This window comes from Bordetella ansorpii, assembly GCF_900078705.1.
Taxonomy (GTDB): domain Bacteria; phylum Pseudomonadota; class Gammaproteobacteria; order Burkholderiales; family Burkholderiaceae_B; genus Bordetella; species Bordetella ansorpii_A.
In genome coordinates this window covers 371,881-390,506 of the sequence record NZ_FKIF01000009.1, presented here as the reverse complement: position 1 = coordinate 390,506, position 18,626 = coordinate 371,881, and the positions used below count along the sequence as shown (strand labels likewise).

General features: G+C 69.2%; 15 protein-coding genes. 10 read left to right on the top strand and 5 right to left on the bottom strand.

Annotated elements, in window-relative coordinates:
- Positions 1-127: 127 nt before the first annotated feature.
- From A6745_RS24505 to A6745_RS24495, 3 genes are all read right to left on the bottom strand, one after another.
- Positions 128-430, bottom strand: a complete 303-nt coding sequence (locus tag A6745_RS24505) for a hypothetical protein (protein ID WP_156513528.1) — start codon at positions 428-430, stop codon at positions 128-130.
- A gap of 322 nt (positions 431-752) precedes the next feature.
- Positions 753-1,391 (bottom strand): outer membrane lipoprotein chaperone LolA, encoded by a 639-nt coding sequence (gene lolA, locus A6745_RS24500; RefSeq protein WP_066133158.1) that lies wholly within the window; start codon positions 1,389-1,391, stop codon positions 753-755.
- A complete protein-coding gene (locus tag A6745_RS24495) occupies positions 1,391-3,751 on the bottom strand; it encodes a DNA translocase FtsK (RefSeq protein ID WP_156513526.1) in 2,361 nt (786 codons plus the stop codon). The genes lolA and A6745_RS24495 overlap by 1 nt, the downstream gene beginning before the upstream one ends.
- Before the next feature lie 121 nt (positions 3,752-3,872).
- Between A6745_RS24495 and trxB the strand changes: the two genes are divergently transcribed.
- From trxB to A6745_RS24480, 3 genes are read left to right on the top strand one after another with little or no spacing between them, the layout of a single operon-like run.
- Positions 3,873-4,832, top strand: a complete 960-nt coding sequence (gene trxB, locus A6745_RS24490; protein WP_066133152.1) for a thioredoxin-disulfide reductase — start codon at positions 3,873-3,875, stop codon at positions 4,830-4,832.
- Complete coding sequence (locus tag A6745_RS24485; RefSeq protein ID WP_066133148.1) at positions 4,819-5,502, top strand: Smr/MutS family protein; 684 nt, start codon at positions 4,819-4,821, stop codon at positions 5,500-5,502. Before trxB ends, A6745_RS24485 begins: the two co-directional genes overlap by 14 nt.
- Positions 5,499-5,828 carry a DMT family transporter gene (locus tag A6745_RS24480; protein WP_066133145.1) on the top strand — a complete coding sequence of 110 codons (330 nt, stop codon included), beginning with the start codon at positions 5,499-5,501 and terminating at the stop codon, positions 5,826-5,828. Before A6745_RS24485 ends, A6745_RS24480 begins: the two co-directional genes overlap by 4 nt.
- A gap of 20 nt (positions 5,829-5,848) precedes the next feature.
- Here A6745_RS24480 and A6745_RS24475 read toward each other — a convergent pair whose 3' ends face one another.
- Positions 5,849-7,915, bottom strand: coding sequence for a sodium:solute symporter family protein (locus A6745_RS24475; RefSeq protein ID WP_066133143.1), 2,067 nt, complete (start codon positions 7,913-7,915; stop codon positions 5,849-5,851).
- Positions 7,915-8,223 carry a DUF4212 domain-containing protein gene (locus tag A6745_RS24470; protein WP_066133140.1) on the bottom strand — a complete coding sequence of 103 codons (309 nt, stop codon included), beginning with the start codon at positions 8,221-8,223 and terminating at the stop codon, positions 7,915-7,917. The genes A6745_RS24475 and A6745_RS24470 overlap by 1 nt, the downstream gene beginning before the upstream one ends.
- Positions 8,224-8,869: 646 nt before the next feature.
- Here A6745_RS24470 and kdpF point away from each other — a divergent pair.
- The 7 genes from kdpF (at position 8,870) to A6745_RS24435 (ending at position 18,569) form a co-directional block, all read left to right on the top strand.
- Positions 8,870-8,959, top strand: a complete 90-nt coding sequence (gene kdpF / locus A6745_RS24465) for a K(+)-transporting ATPase subunit F (RefSeq protein ID WP_066133137.1) — start codon at positions 8,870-8,872, stop codon at positions 8,957-8,959.
- A complete protein-coding gene (kdpA, locus tag A6745_RS24460) occupies positions 8,959-10,764 on the top strand; it encodes a potassium-transporting ATPase subunit KdpA (RefSeq protein WP_066133134.1) in 1,806 nt (601 codons plus the stop codon). The genes kdpF and kdpA overlap by 1 nt, the downstream gene beginning before the upstream one ends.
- Positions 10,765-10,784: 20 nt before the next feature.
- Complete coding sequence (gene kdpB / locus A6745_RS24455; protein WP_066133131.1) at positions 10,785-12,947, top strand: potassium-transporting ATPase subunit KdpB; 2,163 nt, start codon at positions 10,785-10,787, stop codon at positions 12,945-12,947.
- Between the two features lie 20 nt (positions 12,948-12,967).
- Entirely contained in the window at positions 12,968-13,582 is a 615-nt protein-coding gene (gene kdpC / locus A6745_RS24450) for a potassium-transporting ATPase subunit KdpC (RefSeq protein WP_066133126.1), read from the top strand.
- A 54-nt stretch (positions 13,583-13,636) separates the two neighbouring features.
- Positions 13,637-16,453, top strand: a complete 2,817-nt coding sequence (locus tag A6745_RS24445; RefSeq protein ID WP_066133123.1) for a sensor histidine kinase — start codon at positions 13,637-13,639, stop codon at positions 16,451-16,453.
- An 8-nt stretch (positions 16,454-16,461) separates the two neighbouring features.
- Complete coding sequence (gene kdpE, locus A6745_RS24440; RefSeq protein ID WP_066133120.1) at positions 16,462-17,154, top strand: two-component system response regulator KdpE; 693 nt, start codon at positions 16,462-16,464, stop codon at positions 17,152-17,154.
- A 77-nt stretch (positions 17,155-17,231) separates the two neighbouring features.
- Positions 17,232-18,569 (top strand): replication-associated recombination protein A, encoded by a 1,338-nt coding sequence (locus tag A6745_RS24435; RefSeq protein WP_066133117.1) that lies wholly within the window; start codon positions 17,232-17,234, stop codon positions 18,567-18,569.
- Positions 18,570-18,626: the final 57 nt, after the last annotated feature.

The following is an 18,626-nucleotide window of genomic DNA, read 5'->3' as shown; positions in this document are numbered from 1 at the left end:
ATGCCGGCCTGGCGGTAGTGGCGGGCGAGCGCCTGGGCGGCATGCAGGTCGACGCGGCCCTGGCGCAGTGGCGTGACCAGGGGCAGCCACAGGCCGTCGAAGCGGGCGGCAGGGTGCATGGCGGCGTTCATCGCAGCACCGCCGTCAGGGGATGGATGGCGCCGAATTCGGCCTGCGGCAGCGCGCACATGATGGCGTGCATGGCCGAGTCGATGCCGTGGCGCGTGCCGCGCAACAGCATGGTGGCGGGACCGCCCGCGGGGCCGGCGTCCAGGATGCGGACCTCGGCGGGCGCGTCACCGGCGCGGCGCAGCGCCAGGTGCAGATTCATGGCTTCGTGCGAGGGGATGCGCACGGTCATCGAAATGGCGTCGCCCAGCGGCATGGGGATAGGCATGGCGGGACGGGGCTGGCGTTGCGGTTGAGGCATGGCGGTTTGGGGGCGCGGGGCTGCGGTGGGGCAGACTGCCGTTGGCCGTGGTTGCTGACGGGTCCACTATAGGAATCCCGCCATAAACCCCGTGGAAAAAAGCCGCTGGCGGCCGTAAAAACGGCATCAACGCCGCCTGGGCATCAGAACGCCTCGGCCAGCGTCGGCAAACCGATGCCGCGTCCGATGCCGCCTCCGCGGTTGCGGGCGAAACCGGACGGCTGGGAGGCGGCATGCCGATACTTGAGGAACCGCGGGCCGTAGCCTACGCCCGCGCACCGCCGGGAGGCCCGGAGCGGGTGTGGCCGGACGGGGAAAGCGCCTACATCTTCACCACGTCGGTGCCCGCGGGCGGGGTGAACTGGAACTCGTTGGCCGGCAGCGAGGGGTTGGGCTGCAGGTTGGACAGCTCCACGCGCGTGGTCTGGCCGAAGGCGTCGAGCAGTTCGATGCGCACGGGCTGGTTGTCCTTCATGCCGATGTCGACCTGCGAGAAGCCGGCGTCGGCGCTGCGCGGCTTGGCGCGCAGCCACTGCAGGCCGTCGCGGGCGGGCAGCGGCGAGACCTGGAAGGCCTGCTCCAGGTTGCCCGAGCCGAACAGGATGGCGGCGGGCGAGGTGCCGATGGCCTGGTCGACCTTGCGCACGGTGACCTGCGCCAGGTCGGGGTCGTACTGATAGACCTGCTGGCCATCGGCGACGATGCGCTGTTCGTACGGCAGCTTGACCCGCCAGTTGAACTTGCCGGGACGCTGGAAGGCGAAGTCGCCGCTTTGCGTCTTGGGCTTGGCGCCCGGCGCGCCCGAGGTGGTCTGGGTGAACGAACCCGTGGCGGCCTGCACCGTGGAGACGAAGGCTTTCAGCTGTTCCTGCGCGCTGGCCGCTGCGCCGGCCGCCGCCGCCACCAGCGGGCACAGGCCCAGCACCGCCACGGCGGCCAATCGGCGAAGACTGCTTTTCATCATGCTTCCTCCCGCGCGGGCACCAGGATTTCCCGGTTGCCGTTGGACTGCATGGCCGACACCATGCCGGCCTGTTCCATCTGTTCCAGGAGCCGCGCCGCGCGGTTATAGCCGATGCGCAGGTGCCGCTGCACCAGCGAGATCGATGCGCGGCGATGCTTGAGCACGACCTCGCAGGCCTGGTCGTACATGGGGTCGGATTCGGCGTCGCCGCCGATGCCGGTGACGCTGCTGGCGCCCTCGGCGCCATCGCCTTCCGCGCCGCCCTCGAGCAGGCCTTCGATGTAGTTGGGTTCGCCCTGGGCCTTCAGGGCCTCTACCACGCGGTGCACTTCGTCGTCATGCACGAAGGCGCCGTGCACGCGCACGGGCAGCCCCGTGCCCGGCGGCATGTACAGCATGTCGCCCATGCCCAGCAGGGTCTCGGCGCCCATCTGGTCGAGAATGGTGCGCGAGTCGATCTTGGACGAGACCTGGAACGCGATGCGCGTGGGGATGTTGGCCTTGATCAGGCCGGTGATGACGTCGACGCTGGGGCGCTGCGTGGCCAGCACCAGGTGGATGCCGGCGGCGCGCGCCTTCTGGGCCAGGCGGGCGATGAGCTCTTCGATCTTCTTGCCCACCACCATCATCAGGTCGGCCAGCTCGTCGATGACGACCACGATCATGGGCATCTCGGCCAGCGGCTCGGGCTGGTCGGGCGTCAGCGAGAACGGGTTCGGGATGGGCTCTTCGCGCTTGATGGCGTCGCGGATCTTGGCGTTGTAGCCGGCCAGGTTGCGCACGCCCATCTTGCTCATCAGGCGGTAGCGCTTTTCCATTTCTCCCACGCACCAGTTCAGCGCGTTGGCGGCCTGGCGCATGTCGGTGACCACCGGCGACAACAGGTGGGGGATGCCCTCGTAGACGCTCATTTCGAGCATCTTGGGGTCGATGAGGATGAGGCGGGTGTGCGCCGCGTCGGCCTTGTACAGCAGCGACAGGATCATCGCGTTGATGCCGACCGACTTGCCCGAGCCGGTGGTGCCGGCCACCAGCAGGTGCGGCATCTTGGCCAGGTCGGCCACCACGGGGTTGCCGGCGATGTCCTTGCCCAGCGCCATGGTGAGCACCGACTGGCTGGCATGGTAGGTCTGCGAACCGAGGATCTCGGACAGTTTGACCATCTGGCGGCGCGGGTTGGGCAGTTCCAGGCCCATCAGGTTCTTGCCGGGGATGGTTTCGACCACCCGGATGCTGACCAGGCTGAGCGCGCGGGCCAGGTCCTTGGCCAGGTTGACGATCTGGCTGCCCTTGACGCCGGTGGCGGGTTCGATCTCGTAGCGGGTGATGACCGGGCCGGCCTGGGCGGCCACCACGACCACGGACACGCCGAAGTCGGCCAGCTTCTTCTCGATGAGGCGCGAGGTGAATTCGATGGTCTCGGCCGAGACGGTTTCCTGGTTGCCCTGGGGCGGATCGAGCAGGCCCAGCGCGGGCAGGTCGGTCTCGCCGGCCGGAGGGGCGAACAGGGATTGCTGCTTTTCCTTCTCGGCGCGGTCGGAGCGCGGCACCACCGTGATGGCGGGTTCGATGCGCACGGGTTGCTCGTGCACCAGTTTTTCCTGCTTGGCCACGACCTGTTCGCTGCGCGCGGCCTGGGCCACTTCGCCCACGCGGCGGTCTTCGCGGGCGGTGTAGGAGTTGCGCACGCTGCGCAGCGCGCTTTCGATGGCGCCGCCGATGCGCTCGGCCAGTTGCAGCCACGAGAAGGCGAAGAACAGGCTCAGGCCGATGGCCACCAGCACCAGCAGGACCAGGGTGCCCCCGGTGAAGCCGACGCCGCGCGACAGCCAGCCGGCCAGCATCTGGCCGATCACGCCGCCCGCGCCGCTGGCGCCGTCGGTGCCGCCGGGCAGGTGCATGCCCCAGCTATACATGCGCAGCGCTTCGATGCCCAGCGAGCCGACCAGCAGCAGCGCGAAGCCGACGCCGACCTCCCAGTGGACACGAGGCAGGGGATCGTCCTTGCCCGGGCCGCGCAGTTGAGTGGCCAGGCGGCGGTAGCCGGCGCGCACGCGGTTCAGCAGCAGGACGACCCACCACCAGGCCGAGTAGCCGAAAAGGTAAAGAAGTATGTCGCCCAGATAGGCGCCCAGGGTGCCTCCGCCATTGCGGATGGCGCCGGACGCGACGGAGTGCGACCAGCCCGGGTCGGATGGGTTCCAGGTGGCCAGCACCAGGGTGAGCCAGGCGGCCAGGGCGGCGAACAGGATCCAGCGGGCCTCGCGCAGCAGGGCGGATATGCGCGTCTGCAAAGCTGAGGGCCCGTTGCGGGTGTTGCGCGAAGCGCGCGGAGAGGCAGTGGAAATACGCGGCATGGGCCTCATTATAATGAGACGTCACTTTAAAAACCGCGATGAAACGACCCCCACGCCTGCCGGGTTCGCTGTCCCCCAAAAAGGGCGCCAGCCTCCGCCGGGCGGCCGGGCAGAGGCTGATATGTCCACACCCAAGCACGCGAAAGTCCTGATCCTCGGGTCCGGCCCGGCCGGTTACACCGCCGCCGTCTACGCCGCCCGGGCGAATCTCAAGCCGGTTCTGGTGACCGGCCTGGCCCAGGGTGGCCAACTGATGACCACCACTGAAGTCGACAACTGGCCGGCCGACGTCCACGGCGTCCAGGGCCCGGACCTGATGCAGCGCTTCCAGCAGCATGCCGAGCGCTTCGAGACCGAAGTGCTGTTCGACCACATCGCCAAGGTGGACGTGTCCAGCCGCCCGTTCACCCTGACCGGCGACACGGGCAAGCTGTACACCTGCGACGCGCTCATCATCGCCACCGGCGCCTCGGCCAAGTACCTGGGCCTGCCGACGGAAAGCGCCTTCATGGGCCGCGGCGTGTCGGGCTGCGCCACCTGCGATGGCTTTTTCTACCGCAACAAGGACGTGGTGGTGGTCGGCGGCGGCAACACCGCCGTCGAAGAGGCCCTCTACCTGTCCAATCTGTGCCGCAAGGTCACGCTGATCCACCGCCGCGACAAGTTCCGCGCCGAGCCCATCCTGGTCGACAAGCTGATGGACAAGGTCGCCAACGGCAACATGGAGCTGAAGCTGTTCAATACCCTGGAAGAAGTGCTGGGCGACGACAGCGGCGTCACGGGCGTGCGCATCCGCCACACCGAGACCGGCGCCACCGAAGACCTGGACGTGGCCGGCTGCTTCATCGCCATCGGCCACCAGCCCAACACCGAGATCTTCGCCGGCCACCTCGAGATGAAGGACGGCTACATCGTCACGCAGAGCGGCCTGAACGGCATGGCCACCATGACGTCCGTGCCCGGTGTGTTCGCCGCCGGCGACGTGCAGGATCACGTGTACCGCCAGGCCATCACCAGCGCGGCCACCGGCTGCATGGCGGCCCTGGACGCACAGCGCTGGCTGGAAAATGCGGGGCACTAAGGCCAGCCTGGCCGACCTGAAGCGGGTGCACGACACGCTCGCCCGCGACCGCGAGCAGGCCGAGCGCCAGGCGCGCGAGGACGCGGCGCGCCGCGCCCGGGCCGCGCCGGTCCACGACGTCGACGCCTTCAAGAAGGCGATGCAGGCGGCCACGCCCATGAAGGCGGCCAACAAGGTCGAGCATCGGCGCGCGCCCGCACCCGCCATCGACCATGCCGTGGCCTCGCGCCGCGCGTCGGCGCTCGGCGAGAAGCCCGCGGTGCGGGCCGACGCCGGCGTGTCCGATGGCGGCGACGTGGCGCACATGCTGTCCGAGAACGGCACGGCCTATGTGCGGCTGGATGCGGCGCCCGATACGGCGCGGCGCCTGAAGCGCGGCGATTGGCGGGTCGGGGCCGAACTCGACCTGCACGGCCTGCGGGTCGAGCAGGCGCGCCACGCGGTGCTGTCCTTCCTGGACGAATGCCTGGAGCATGGCATCCGGTGCGTGCGCATCGTGCACGGCAAGGGCTACGGCTCGCAGGGACTCGAGCCCGTGCTGAAGGACAAGGTCCGGACCTGGCTGGTGCAGAAGCCCGACGTCATCGCGTTCTCCGAAGCGATGGAGCGCGAGGGCGGGGCGGGGGCGCTGCTGGTGCTGATGCGCCAGCCGGAGGGCGCCCGCCGATGAACTGGCTGTACCTGGCGTTGGCCATCTGCGCCGAGATCATCGCCACCAGCGCGTTGAAGGGCGCCGAGGGCTTCACGCGGCTGTGGCCCTCGGTCATCACCGTCGTCGGCTATGGCGTGGCGTTCTATTTCCTGTCCATGACCTTGCGCACCATCCCCATGGGCGTGGCCTATGCGATCTGGTCGGGCGCGGGCATCGTGCTGATCTCGCTGGCCGGGCTGGTGCTGTACAAGCAGACGCTCGACCTGCCGGCCATCGTCGGCATCGCGCTGATCGTGGCGGGCGTGGTGGTGATGCAGGTGTTTTCCAAGACGACCGGGCATTGAACGGCGGGCGGCGAAGGCGTTTATTGGGTACCCGGCTTGCGCAGGTAGTCCACCAGCGCCAGCGTGGCGGCGTCCGGCCGCCGCGTCAGCAGCGACACCACGACGATGGTGGCGAACGCCGCCGGGGCGCCGAACACGCCCGCGGCGATGGGCTGGATGCCCCACCACAGATCCATCGGCACGGTGCGCGGCACGTTGAACACCCATTCGCGCAGCCACGGATGCGTGTGCGCCATGTAGGCGAACGTCGTCAGCAGTCCCACGGCCATGCCCGCCGTCACGCCCCACTTGTTGGCGCGCCGCCAGAACAGTCCCGTGACCAGCGCGGGAAAGAACGACGAGGCCGCGAACGAAAAGGCCGCCGACACCATGAACAGGATGTCGGCCGGCTTGCGCGCCGCCACCCAGGCGGCGCCGAAGGCCACCAGCAGCAACAGGATCTTCGACACGATGACGCGCCGCGCCGCAGGCATGCGCGGCGACACCATGCGATACCACATGTCGTGCGAGAGTGAATTGGACATCGTCAGCAGCAGGCCGTCCGCCGTGGACAGTGCCGCGGCCAGGGCGCCAGCCGCCACCAGGCCGGAGATGACGAAGGGCAGGCCGCCGATCTCCGGCATGGCCAGCACCACCACATCCGCGCCCATGCCGATCTCGCCCAGTTGCACGATGCCATCGCGGTTGATGTCCACCACTTCCAGCAGATTGCTGTCCACCGCGCTCCATGCATGCACCCAATTGGGCAGGTCGCTGAAGCGGATGCCCACCACCTGCGCGTATACCTCGTACTTCACCAGCAGCGCCAGCGCGGGCGCGGTGAAGTAAAGCAGCAGGATGAACAGCAACGCCCAGAACACGGAGCGGCGCGCGTCGCCCACCGAGGGCGTGGTGTACGAGCGCATCAGGATGTGCGGCATGCCGGCGGTGCCCAGCATCAGGCACAGCACCAGCGCCAGGAAGTTGATGCGCATGTCGCGGCTTTCGGTCGGGTCGCTCGCGGGAAAGGGCTGGGCGTGCGGCGGCGGCGGCGAGCCGCGCGCCTCATAGGCGGCGCGCGCCTGCGACCAGGCGATGCGCGCGGCTTCGGGGTCGGGGGGATAGGCGGCCAGTTCGCGTTCGAGCGAGCGCACCTCGACCATCGGCGCGTCGGCCGCGATCTGCGCGGCCAACTGGTGGCGCAACTTGTCTTTCTCGTCGGCCCATGATTGCGGCAGGGCGTCCAGGCGCGCGGTCATTTCCTGCGCGCGCTCGCGCCACAGGCGGCGTACCTCCCGTTCGGCGGGATCGTTCTGCAGATGGATCTCTTTCTCGGTGACCTGCTGCAGTACCGCGCCCGCCGACAGTTGCGGCGCCGGGCTGCCCGTGTGCTTGACCGACAGCCAGATCACCGGCACCAGATAGGCGATGACCAGGATGATGTACTGCGCCACCTGCGTCCACGTGACCGCGCGCATGCCGCCCAGGAACGAGCACACCAGCATGCCGCCCAGCGCCACGAAGATGCCCAGTTCGAACGAGATGCCGGTCAGCCGGGTGGTGATGATGCCCACGCCGTAGATCTGCGCGACCAGATAGGTGAACGAGCACAGCACCGCGCAGGCCACGCCCATCAGCCGCGGCAGATTGCCGCCGTAGCGCGCCCCGAGGTAATCCGGGATGGTGTACTGCCCGAACTTGCGCAGGTACGGCGCCAGCAGCAACGCCACCAGCACGTAGCCGCCCGTCCAGCCCATCACGTAGGCCAGGCCGCCGTAGCCCGACAGGTACAGGGTGCCCGCCACGCCGATGAACGAGGCCACCGACATCCAGTCGGCGGCCGTGGCCATGCCGTTGTAGAGGGCGGGCACGCGCCGGCCCGCCACGTAGTATTCGACCTGGTCGGAAGTGCGGCACACGATGCCGATACAGGCGTACAGGCTGACCGTGACAATGAGAAAAGCGTAGCCGATCCAGTTGCGCGACAGCCCGGCCATCTCGGCCAGGGCCAGCAGCAGCACCAGCATGCAGAAGCCGGCCGTGTACAACAGATAGATGCGGCGCAGCCGCAGGCCGAACTCGTGCTGGGTGTCGGCGGAGAACGGCATCAGCGCACGTCCCGCCGGCTGGCGGCCGCCTGGGCGTCCTCTGCGGCCAGGGCCTCGGCGTCGGCCCGGTCATCGGCACGGTTCATGACGGTGCCGTACACCGCCACGATCAGCAGGAAGGCCAGCGGCGCGCCATAGGCGGCCAGCCAGAACGGAAAGGGCCAGCCGATGAATTCGAAGGAAAGATAGCCGGTGAGCAGCGCGGGCGTGGCGGTCAGGGCGATCCAAAGCGCCAGCAGCAGCAGGATCAGCCGCACGTTGCGGCGCCAGTAGCGCGAAGCAGAGGAACGGACTTGGGATGCCGGCATGCTTGACCTGGGTGGGCGCTGACGCATCCGTGTCCGGTAAGGCAAGCCGCGGACCGCGAATGCGACAACGGCCGGCACAGTGTGTCGTGCCAGCCGTTGTGCGTTTGCTTTTCTTGTACTGCTTTTATTTATATACCGGTGCCGCCGGTTGTATGGAAGCCCTTAAGGGCTTTCTGTCTCCTCACCTGCATGGACAGGATTCTGCACCAGTTACGGGACTGTCACACTAGGGGAATGCCCTAATTCGGCGCATTCATTTAGTTATATTGGGCACCAATACGGTGCATTCGGCCCGAAAACACCAAAATTTCGGCCGGCCTAGGCCAGAAGCAAGACAAATTGGCCCTTTTCGGGTCAAAGCGGGGCATTGCGACATCAGACGCCGGCACGCTTTCTTTGCACCTATTTGGTGCGTATTTGGCGTTTATACCGTTTTTACACCGGCCCGCCAAAGCTATATCCCGTTTTTACCCCCCTCTCCGTAACCTGCGCAGGGTCCGGTGGAGGTTGCCTCCGCCTTGTTCGGAGGCCAGGCCTCCGGGGAGAAAAACATGGATTTCGTGTACCTCGCCGCGTTCGGCGCGATGGCGGGCCTGGCCTGGGCGCTGGTCGCCTTCTGCGCCCGACTGTCAGCAGGAGAACGCCAGTGAGCGCCATTTATTGGTTGAGCGGCATCGTCGCGGCCCTGCTCATGGTCTATCTGCTGGCCGCCCTGTTCCAACCGGAGAAGTTCTGATGGACACCCAATTCCTGGGCCTGCTGGCGGTCTACCTGGCCGTCGTGCTGGCGGTCGCCCCCTTCCTGGGGCACTACATCCGGCGGGCCATCGAGGACGGCAGCTACGGGCCGACCCGTTGGGGGCGCCCGGTCGAGCGCCTCATCTACCGCCTGGCTGGCGTGGATCCCACGGCGGACATGGGCTGGAAGCGCTACGCGCTGGCCTTGCTGCTGTTCAACGTCCTGGGCGTGTTCGCCGTCTACGGGCTGCAACGCCTGCAGGGCATGTTGCCGTTCAATCCGGCGGACCTGGGCGCGGTCACGCCGGACTCGTCGTTGAACACGGCGCTGTCGTTCGTCACCAACACCAATTGGCAGGGCTACGGCGGCGAGAGCACGATGAGCTATCTGACCCAGATGCTGGGCCTGACGGTGCAGAACTTCCTGTCCGCGGCCACCGGCATCGCCGTGCTCTTCGCGCTGGTGCGCGGCCTGACGCGCCACGGCTCGCAGGCCATCGGCAACTTCTGGACGGACATCGTGCGCGGCACGATGTATGTGCTGCTGCCGCTGTCGTTCGTGATGGCGCTGTTCCTGGTCGGCCAGGGCGTGATCCAGAACCTCGATCCCTACGTGCAGGCGCAGACCGTCGAGGCGCAGGCCTTCAGCGTGCCCGAGGTCGACGCGCAGGGCCAGCCGATGCCGGGCGCCGACGGCCAGCCCCGGATGCAGCCGCGGCAGACGCAGCAGCAGACGCTGGCCATGGGGCCGGTGGCCTCGCAGGAAGCCATCAAGATGCTCGGCACCAATGGCGGCGGCTTCTTCAATGCGAACTCCGCGCATCCCTACGAGAATCCCACGGCGCTGTCGAATTTCGTGGAAATGCTGGCGATCTTCCTGATCCCCGCCGCGCTGTGCTTCAGCTTCGGCGAGATGGCCGGCAACCGCCGCCAGGGGGCCATCATCCTGGCGGCGATGACCGCGATGTTCGCCGTGTTCGCGCTGACCACGTCCTACTTCGAGCATCAGTCCACACCCGCCTTGGCGCAGGCCGTCAACGGCCTGGCGCCGGGCGGCGGCAACATGGAAGGCAAGGAAGTGCGCTTCGGCATCGCGCCCACCGCGCTGTTCGCCACCATCACCACCGCGGCTTCGTGCGGCGCCGTCAACGGCATGCACGATTCGTTCTCGGCCATGGGCGGCCTGCCGCCGATGCTGCTGATGCAGCTGGGCGAGGTGGTGTTCGGCGGCGTGGGCGCCGGCCTGTACGGCATGCTGGCCTTCGCCATCCTGGCGGTGTTCATCGCCGGGCTGATGATCGGCCGCACGCCGGAATACCTGGGCAAGAAGATCGAGGCTTTCGACATGAAGATGGTCGCGATGGTGCTGCTGGCCACGCCGCTGCTGGTGCTGGTGGGCACGGCCGTGGCCGTGCTGGCCGATGCCGGCCGCGCCGGGGTGCTCAATCCGGGCATCCATGGCTTCTCGGAAATCCTGTACGCCCTGTCCTCGGCCGCCAACAACAATGGCAGCGCCTTCGCGGGCCTGTCCGCCAACACGCCGTTCTACAACCTGCTGCTGGGCGCCGCCGTGTGGCTGGGCCGCTTCGTGCCCATCGTCGCGCTGCTGGCCCTGGCCGGCGCGCTGGCCGCCAAGCCGCGCCTGCCGCAAGGCCCCGGCACGATGCCGACCACGGGCCCGCTGTTCGCCGTGCTGCTGACCGGCTCGGTGATGCTGGTCGGCGCACTCACCTACGTGCCCGCGCTGGCGCTGGGGCCCGTCGCGGAGCACCTGCAGAACGCCGTGCACGCCGCGCAACCTTGAACGAATCCGGTGGAACCCTCATGGATCAACATATCCCATCCCTGGCCTCGGCCGAAGGCGCGGCCGCCGCGCCCGCTGGCCAGGCTCAATCGGCCGGACGCCAGTTCGGCTTCTGGTCGCCTTCGCTGGTGGGGCCCGCGCTGCGCGACAGCCTGCGCAAGCTCTCGCCCGCCGCGCAGGTGCGCAACCCGGTGATGTTTGTCGTCTACATCGGCAGCATCCTGACCACGGTGCTGTGGGCGATGGCGCTGGCCGGCCTGGCCGAGGCGCCGGCCGGCTTCATCCTGGCCATCACGGTCTGGCTGTGGTTCACCGTGCTGTTCGCCAACTTCGCCGAGGCCCTGGCCGAAGGGCGCGGCAAGCAGCAGGCGGCCACGTTGCGCGGCCTGCGCACCACCATCCAGGCCCGCGTGCTGAAGACCTTCCGAGACAGCGATGAACTGAATGCCTCGCCGCAAGTCTGGCAGCCGCGAGGCGAATCGCGCCCGTCGGGCGAACTGCGCAAGGGCGACGTCGTGCTGGTCCTGGCAGGGGAAACCATCCCCGGCGACGGCCAGGTCGTGGCCGGCATCGCCTCGGTGGACGAAAGCGCCATCACGGGCGAGTCCGCGCCCGTCATCCGCGAGTCGGGCGGCGATTTCTCGTCGGTCACCGGCGGCACGCGCGTGCTGTCCGACTGGATCTTCGTGCGCATCGCGGCCGATCCGGGCGAGAGCTTCCTCGACCGCATGATCTCGATGGTGGAGGGCGCCAAGCGCCAGAAGACGCCCAACGAGCTGGCGCTGACCATCCTGCTGGTCGGCCTGACCATCGTCTTCCTGCTGGTGTGCGTGACGCTGCTGCCGTTCTCGATGTATGCCGTGGACGCGGCCGGCGCGGGCAGCATCGTTTCCGTGACGGTGCTGGTGGCGCTGCTGGTGTGCCTGATCCCGACCACCATCGGCGGCCTGCTGTCGGCCATCGGCGTGGCCGGCATGAGCCGCATGATGCAGGCCAACGTGATCGCCACCTCGGGCCGCGCGGTGGAGGCCGCCGGCGACGTCGACGTGCTGCTGCTGGACAAGACCGGCACCATCACCTTCGGCAACCGCCAGGCCTCGGCGTTCCTGCCGGCGCCGGGCGTGACCGCCCAGGAACTGGCCGAGGCCGCGCGCCTGGCCTCGCTGGCCGATGAAACGCCCGAAGGACGCAGCATCGTGGCCCTGGCGGACCGCACCCTGAATGCGCCCGCCGCCGCCATGGCCGGCGCCGAATTCGTGCCCTTCACCGCGCAGACCCGCATGAGCGGCGTCGACGCGGGCGGCCGCCGCATCCGCAAGGGCGCGGTGGACGCCGTCGGCGCCTGGCTGAAAGAGCAGGGCGCGTCCCTGCCCGCCGCCCTGTCGCGCGATGCCGAGACGGTGGCGCGCCGCGGCAGCACGCCGCTGGCCGTGGGCGACGGCGCCCGGGCGCTGGGCGTGATCGAGCTGAAGGACATCGTCAAGCCCGAGATCCAGCCGCGCTTCGCCGAGCTGCGCCGCATGGGCATCAAGACGGTGATGATCACCGGCGACAACAAGCTGACGGCCGCCTCCATCGCCGCCGAGGCCGGCGTGGACGACTTCCTGGCCGAGGCCACGCCCGAGGCCAAGCTGAAGCTGATCCGCGCCTATCAGCAGGAAGGCCGCCTGGTGGCGATGACGGGCGACGGCACCAACGACGCGCCCGCGCTGGCCCAGGCCGACGTGGCCGTGGCCATGAATTCGGGCACGCAGGCCGCCAAGGAGGCCGGCAACATGGTGGACCTGGATTCCAATCCCACCAAGCTGATCGAGATCGTCGAGATCGGCAAGCAGATGCTGATGACACGCGGCGCGCTGACCACCTTCAGCATCGCCAACGACGTGGCCAAGTACTTCGCCATCATTCCCGCGGCGTTCGCCGCCGTGTATCCGCAGCTCGGCGTGCTCAATGTCATGCGGCTGGCCACGCCCGCCTCGGCCATCCTGTCGGCGGTCATCTTCAATGCGCTGATCATCATCGCGCTGATTCCGCTGGCGCTGAAGGGCGTCCGATACCGCCCGCTGGGCGCGGCGGTCCTGCTGCGGCGCAATCTGCTGATCTACGGCCTGGGCGGCCTGCTGGTGCCGTTCGCCGGCATCAAGCTGGTCGACATGGTGCTGGCCGCCTTCGGCTGGGCCTGATTTCCTTCGAGGATACTTTCATGCAAACCTCCACATCCCCCATGAAACCGCAGGGCCTGTTGCGGCCCGCGCTGAGCGTCTTCATCGCGCTGTCCCTCATCACCGGGCTGGCGTATCCGCTGCTGACCACGGGCGTGGCCCGCGCGCTGTTTCCGCACCAGGCCGCGGGCTCGCTGATCGAGCGCGACGGCAAGGTCATCGGCTCGGCACTGATCGGCCAGGCCTTCAGTTCGCCGGGCTATTTCTGGAGCCGGCCGTCGGCTACCGCGCCGATGGCCTACAACGGCGGCGCGTCCGGCGGCTCGAACCTGGGGCCGACCAACCCGGCGCTGGCCCAGGCCGTGCAGGAGCGCATCGCGGCGCTGCATGCCGCCGATCCGGAGAATCCGGCACAGGTCCCGGTCGATCTGGTCACGGCCTCCGGCAGCGGCCTGGATCCGCACATCAGCACCGCCGCGGCCGAATACCAGGTGCGCCGCGTGGCCCGCTCGCGGGGACTGCCCGAAGCCGAGGTGCGCAAGCTGGTCCAGGCGCATACCGACACCCCGTGGCTGGGGCTGATCGGCGACCCGACCGTGAGCGTGCTGCCGCTGAACCTGGCGCTGGACGCCCTGAAACCCCTTGCGGGCAAGTAAGCCGCATGCCCGCCGCGGCGTATAGTATGTCTGCCCTCGAATCCCTCCCGCATCATGGCCGACAACGGTAGCGATCGTCCCGACCCCGACCGGCTGCTGCAGCACCTGGACGACGCGGCCGCGCAGGCGCGCCGCGGCAAGCTGCGCATCTATTTCGGCGCCTCGGCCGGGGTGGGCAAGACCTACGCCATGCTGGCCGCCGCCCGCGCGCAGCGCGAACAGGGCATCGACGTGGTGGCTGGCGTGGTCGAAACCCATGGCCGCAAGGAAACCGCCGCGCTGCTGCAGGGCCTGGACGTGCTGCCGCCTCAGGCGCTGGCGTACCGTGGCCATACCCTGAACGAGTTCGACCTGGGCGGCGCCCTGGCCCGCAAGCCGCGCCTGCTGCTGGTCGACGAACTGGCCCATTCCAACGCGCCCGGCGCGCGCCACGCCAAGCGCTGGCAGGACGTCGAGGAACTGCTGGCCGCCGGCATCGACGTCTGGACCACGCTGAACGTGCAGCACCTGGACAGCCTGAACGAGGCGGTCGGCAGCATCACCGGCGTGCGCGTCTGGGAAACCGTGCCCGACGAGTTCTTCGACGCCGCGCACGAGGTCATCCTGGTCGACCTGTCCGCCGACGAACTGCTGCGCCGCTTGAAGGAAGGGCGCGTCTACGTGCCCGACCAGGCGCGCCACGCCACCCGCCATTTCTTCCGCAAGGGCAACCTGATCGCGTTGCGCGAGCTGGCCCTGCGCCGCACCGCCGAGCACGTCGACGACGACGTGCAGGAATACCGCCACGAGCGCGAGATCCAGCCGGTCTGGCGCACCCGCGAGGCCGTGCTGGCCTGCATCGGACCCGACGACCAGGCCGAATACGTGGTGCGCAGCGCCCACCGCCTGGCGCAGCAGTTGGAGTGCGAGCTGCACGTCGTCACCGTGGCCGCGCTGCGCGTGGCGCCGCTGCCGTCGCAGCGGCAGCAGAACCTGGAGCGCGCGATGGCCCTGGCCGACCAACTGGCCGCGCGCACCGAAACCCTGGCCGGCGCCGATATGGTGGACGCCACCGCGCGCTACATGCGGCGGCACAACGTCACCAAGGCCGTGCTGGGGCGAGGCGCGCAGGGCCGCTGGCCGTCTCCCTCCTCGCTGCTGGACGCCATGCTGGCGCCTGGCTGGTGGCGCCGCCGCCGCACCTTCGCCGACGCGCTGTCGGCGGCCTGCCCCGACGTGGACGTGATCCGCGTGGCGGCGCCTTCGGTGGCCGCGCCGCCGCCGGGCCGCGATCCGCTGATGCTGGGCCGCCGCCCCGGAGAGGCGTCCGATGCGCACGGCCAACAGCAGGCAGGCGGCTACGCCTGGGCGCTGGGCTATTGCGCGGCCGCCACCGTCGTGTCGTCGCTGGCCTCGGCGGTGCTGCACCAGACCAACATCGTCATGTTCTACCTGCTGGCGGTGGTGGGCGTGGCCTTGCGGCATGGCCGGGGCCCCTCTGCCCTGGCCTCGGTGGTCAGCGTGGTGCTGTTCGACTATTTCTTCGTGCAGCCGGTGGGCTCGTTCGCCGTGTCCGACGTACAGTATCTGGTCACCTTCGCCGTGCTGCTGGCGGTGGGCTTGCTGATCGGCCAACTGACGGCGGGCCTGCGCGCGCAGGCCAGGGCGTCGGCCAAGCGCGAGGCGGATGCGCGCGGCCTGTACGAGTTCGCGCGCGAACTGTCGTCCGCCTTGTTGCCCGAGCAGATCGTCGCCGCCGCCAGCGCCTTCCTGAACGCGGCGTTCGGCGCGCGCAGCGCGCTGTACGTGCAGGCGCTGGACGACCGGCTGTCGCTGGCCTCGCCCACTGATCCCGACATGGGGGCGCTGGAGCCTTCTCTGGCGCAGTGGGTATACGACCATGGCCGCGCGGCGGGGGCGGGCACCGGCACGCTGTCCAACAGCCCGCTGCTGTACCTGCCGCTTGCGGCGCCCATGCGCGTGCGCGGCGTGCTGGCCTTGCAGGCGCCGGGCAAGCCGTTTTCGGCCATGCCCGAGGCGCAGCGCCAGCTCGACGCCTACGCCACGCTGATCGCCATCGCGCTGGAGCGTCTGCACTACGTCGAGGTGGCGCAGCAGGCGCTGGTCAACATCGAGTCCGAACGCCTGCGCAATTCGCTGCTGGCCGCCGTGTCGCACGACCTGCGCACGCCGCTGACCAGCCTGGTGGGCCTGGCCGACACCCTGATGCGCGATCCCGCCGCCTTGCCCGATGCCACCCGCGAGACGGCCGCGGCCATGCGCGACCAGGCGCAGCGCATGCATGCGCTGGTGGTCAATCTGCTGGACATGGCGCGCCTGCAAAGCCGCGACACGCCGCTGCGGCCCGAATGGCAATCGGTGGAGGAACTGGTGGGCGCCTCGCTGGCCGCCATGCGCGAAACCCTGGCCCGCCACCACGTCACGGTTGCCCGCCTGTCCGACCTGCCGCTGGTCGAATGCGACGGCATCCTGATCGAGCGGGTGCTGTGCAATCTGCTGGAGAACGCTTCCAAGTACACGCCCGCCGGCAGCGCCATCCACATCGAGGCGAGTACGGGCGACGGCCAACTGCGCGTGGCCGTGTGCGATGACGGCCCCGGCGTGCCCGAGGAGATGCGGCTGCGCATCTTTGAAAAGTTCACGCGCGGCGGGCGTGAGTCGTCCACGCCCGGCGTGGGCTTGGGCCTGGCGGTCTGCAAGGCGATACTGGAGGCGCATCGCGGCCGCATCTGGGTCGAGCCCGCGCCGCGGGACGGCGCCCGTGTGCACGGCGCCCGTCTGCACGGCGCCCGTGTGCACGGCGCCTGCTTCGTCTTCGCGCTGCCGCTGGGCACGCCGCCCGCCGCGCCCCCGGAAGCCGTGCTTTCCTGATTCCCGCCATGTTCGACTACCAACCCACCGTGCTGCTGATCGAGGACGACGCCCACATCCGGCGCTTTGTCCGCACCGCCCTGGAATCCGAGGGCTGCGAGGTCCACGAGGCCGACACGGTCAAGCGCGGACTGATCGAGGCCGGCACGCGCCAGCCCGACGCCGTGGTGCTGGACCTGGGCCTGCCCGACGCCGACGGCATGACGCTGATCCGCGAACTGCGCGGCTGGACCGAGGTGCCGGTGCTGGTGCTGTCGGCCCGCACCAGCGAGACGGACAAGATCGAGGCGCTGGATGCCGGCGCGGACGATTACCTGACCAAGCCCTTCGGCGTGGGCGAACTGCTGGCCCGCCTGCGCGTGCTGCTGCGCCGCCACGCACGCGGCGCGGCCGACGGCGCGGCCCAGCTCAGCTTCGGCGACGTCCATGTGGACATGGCGCGCCGCGTGGTGACGCGGGCCGGCCAGCACGTGCACCTGACCCAGATCGAATACCGCCTGCTGGCCGTGATGCTGGCGCACCGGGGCAAGGTGATGACGCACCGCGAGCTGCTGCGCGAGGTCTGGGGGCCGTCGCACGTCGAGAGCAACCATTACCTGCGCATCTACATGGGCCACCTGCGCCAGAAACTCGAGGCCGACCCGGCGCAGCCGGTGCACCTGGTCACCGAGATCGGCGTGGGTTACCGCTTCGCCTCCTGACGGCGCCGTCGGGCACGGCGCCATGCGCACGCGTGGTGTAATGGGGTTCGCCATCGCTGTATCCCGTTTTTTTTGCCATGACTACCGACCTGTTCGCCGCCGATCCCGCCCACCGGCCCTACGTGCCGCTGGCCGAGCGCCTGCGGCCGCGTACGCTGGCAGACGTCGTGGGGCAATCGCACCTGCTGGGCCCCGACAAGCCGCTGCGCGTGGCCTTCGAATCGGGCCGTCCGCACTCCATGATCTTCTGGGGCCCGCCCGGCGTGGGCAAGACCACGCTGGCGCGCCTGATGGCCGATGGCTTCGATGCCCACTTCATCGCCATTTCTGCCGTGCTGGGCGGCGTCAAGGACATCCGCGACGCCGTCGTGGCGGCCCAGGTGGCGCAAGGGCAGGGCCGCCGCACCATCCTGTTCGTCGACGAGGTCCACCGCTTCAACAAGGCGCAGCAGGATGCCTTCCTGCCTTACGTCGAAAGCGGCCTGTTCACCTTCATCGGCGCCACCACCGAGAACCCCTCGTTCGAGGTCAACTCCGCATTGCTGTCGCGCGCCCGCGTGTACGTGCTGCAATCGCTGACCGCCGAGGAACTGGCCGAACTGGTCGACCGCGCCGTCGCCGCCCTGAACGACGGCGCGGAACCCGGTGCCGGGCTGTCCATCACGCCCGAGGCGCGCGATCAGTTGGCCGCCTGGGCGGACGGCGATGCGCGCCGGCTGATCAGCGCGGTCGAGGTCGTGGCCGAATCCGCCCAGTCCGCCGGCCGCGAGACGGTCGACACGGAATGGCTGGAGATCGCGCTGTCGCAGAATCTGCGCCGCTTCGACAAGGGCGGGGACGCGTTCTATGACCAGATCAGCGCCCTGCACAAATCGGTGCGCGGCTCGCATCCCGATGCGGCGCTGTATTGGTTCACCCGCATGCTGGACGGCGGCGCCGATGCACGCTACCTGTCGCGCCGCATCGTGCGCATGGCCTGGGAAGACATCGGCCTGGCCGACCCGCGCGCCATGCAGATCGCCAACGATGCCGCCGCCACCTACGAGCGCCTGGGCAGTCCCGAGGGCGAACTGGCGCTGGGCCAGGCCGTCATCTACCTGGCCATGGCGGCCAAGAGCAACGCCGGCTACAACGCCTACAACGCGGCGCGCGCCTTCGTGCGCGAGGACAAGAGCCGCGAGGTGCCCATCCATCTGCGCAATGCGCCGACCAAGCTGATGAAACAGCTGGGCCACGGCCACGATTACCGCTACGCCCACGACGAGCCCAACGCCTATGCCGCGGGCGAGACCTACCTGCCCGACGGCATGCGCGAGCCGCGCTGGTATCGACCGGTGCCGCGCGGGCTGGAGATCAAGATCGGCGAGAAGCTGGCCCAGCTTCGCCAACTGGACGAGGAAGCGCGCAAGAAGTGACGATGCGCGGGGCGCGATGCCGGGGACCGCGTCCATCCGGCTTCCCGCTGGCTTCGT

Excerpts from the sequence above, each read along its gene's own strand:
- trxB (WP_066133152.1), top strand. The coding sequence starts at position 3,873 with ATGTCCACACCCAAGCACGCGAAAGTCCTGATCCTCGGGTCCGGCCCG.
- A6745_RS24495 (WP_156513526.1), bottom strand. The coding sequence starts at position 3,751 with ATGCCGCGTATTTCCACTGCCTCTCCGCGCGCTTCGCGCAACACCCGC.
- A6745_RS24445 (WP_066133123.1), top strand. The coding sequence starts at position 13,637 with ATGGCCGACAACGGTAGCGATCGTCCCGACCCCGACCGGCTGCTGCAG.
- lolA (WP_066133158.1), bottom strand. The coding sequence starts at position 1,391 with ATGAAAAGCAGTCTTCGCCGATTGGCCGCCGTGGCGGTGCTGGGCCTG.
- A6745_RS24475 (WP_066133143.1), bottom strand. The coding sequence starts at position 7,915 with ATGCCGTTCTCCGCCGACACCCAGCACGAGTTCGGCCTGCGGCTGCGC.
- A6745_RS24485 (WP_066133148.1), top strand. The coding sequence starts at position 4,819 with ATGCGGGGCACTAAGGCCAGCCTGGCCGACCTGAAGCGGGTGCACGAC.
- kdpA (WP_066133134.1), top strand. The coding sequence starts at position 8,959 with ATGGACACCCAATTCCTGGGCCTGCTGGCGGTCTACCTGGCCGTCGTG.
- kdpB (WP_066133131.1), top strand. The coding sequence starts at position 10,785 with ATGGATCAACATATCCCATCCCTGGCCTCGGCCGAAGGCGCGGCCGCC.
- kdpC (WP_066133126.1), top strand. The coding sequence starts at position 12,968 with ATGCAAACCTCCACATCCCCCATGAAACCGCAGGGCCTGTTGCGGCCC.
- A6745_RS24505 (WP_156513528.1), bottom strand. The coding sequence starts at position 430 with ATGCCTCAACCGCAACGCCAGCCCCGTCCCGCCATGCCTATCCCCATG.
- kdpE (WP_066133120.1), top strand. The coding sequence starts at position 16,462 with ATGTTCGACTACCAACCCACCGTGCTGCTGATCGAGGACGACGCCCAC.
- A6745_RS24435 (WP_066133117.1), top strand. The coding sequence starts at position 17,232 with ATGACTACCGACCTGTTCGCCGCCGATCCCGCCCACCGGCCCTACGTG.
- A6745_RS24470 (WP_066133140.1), bottom strand. The coding sequence starts at position 8,223 with ATGCCGGCATCCCAAGTCCGTTCCTCTGCTTCGCGCTACTGGCGCCGC.
- A6745_RS24480 (WP_066133145.1), top strand. The coding sequence starts at position 5,499 with ATGAACTGGCTGTACCTGGCGTTGGCCATCTGCGCCGAGATCATCGCC.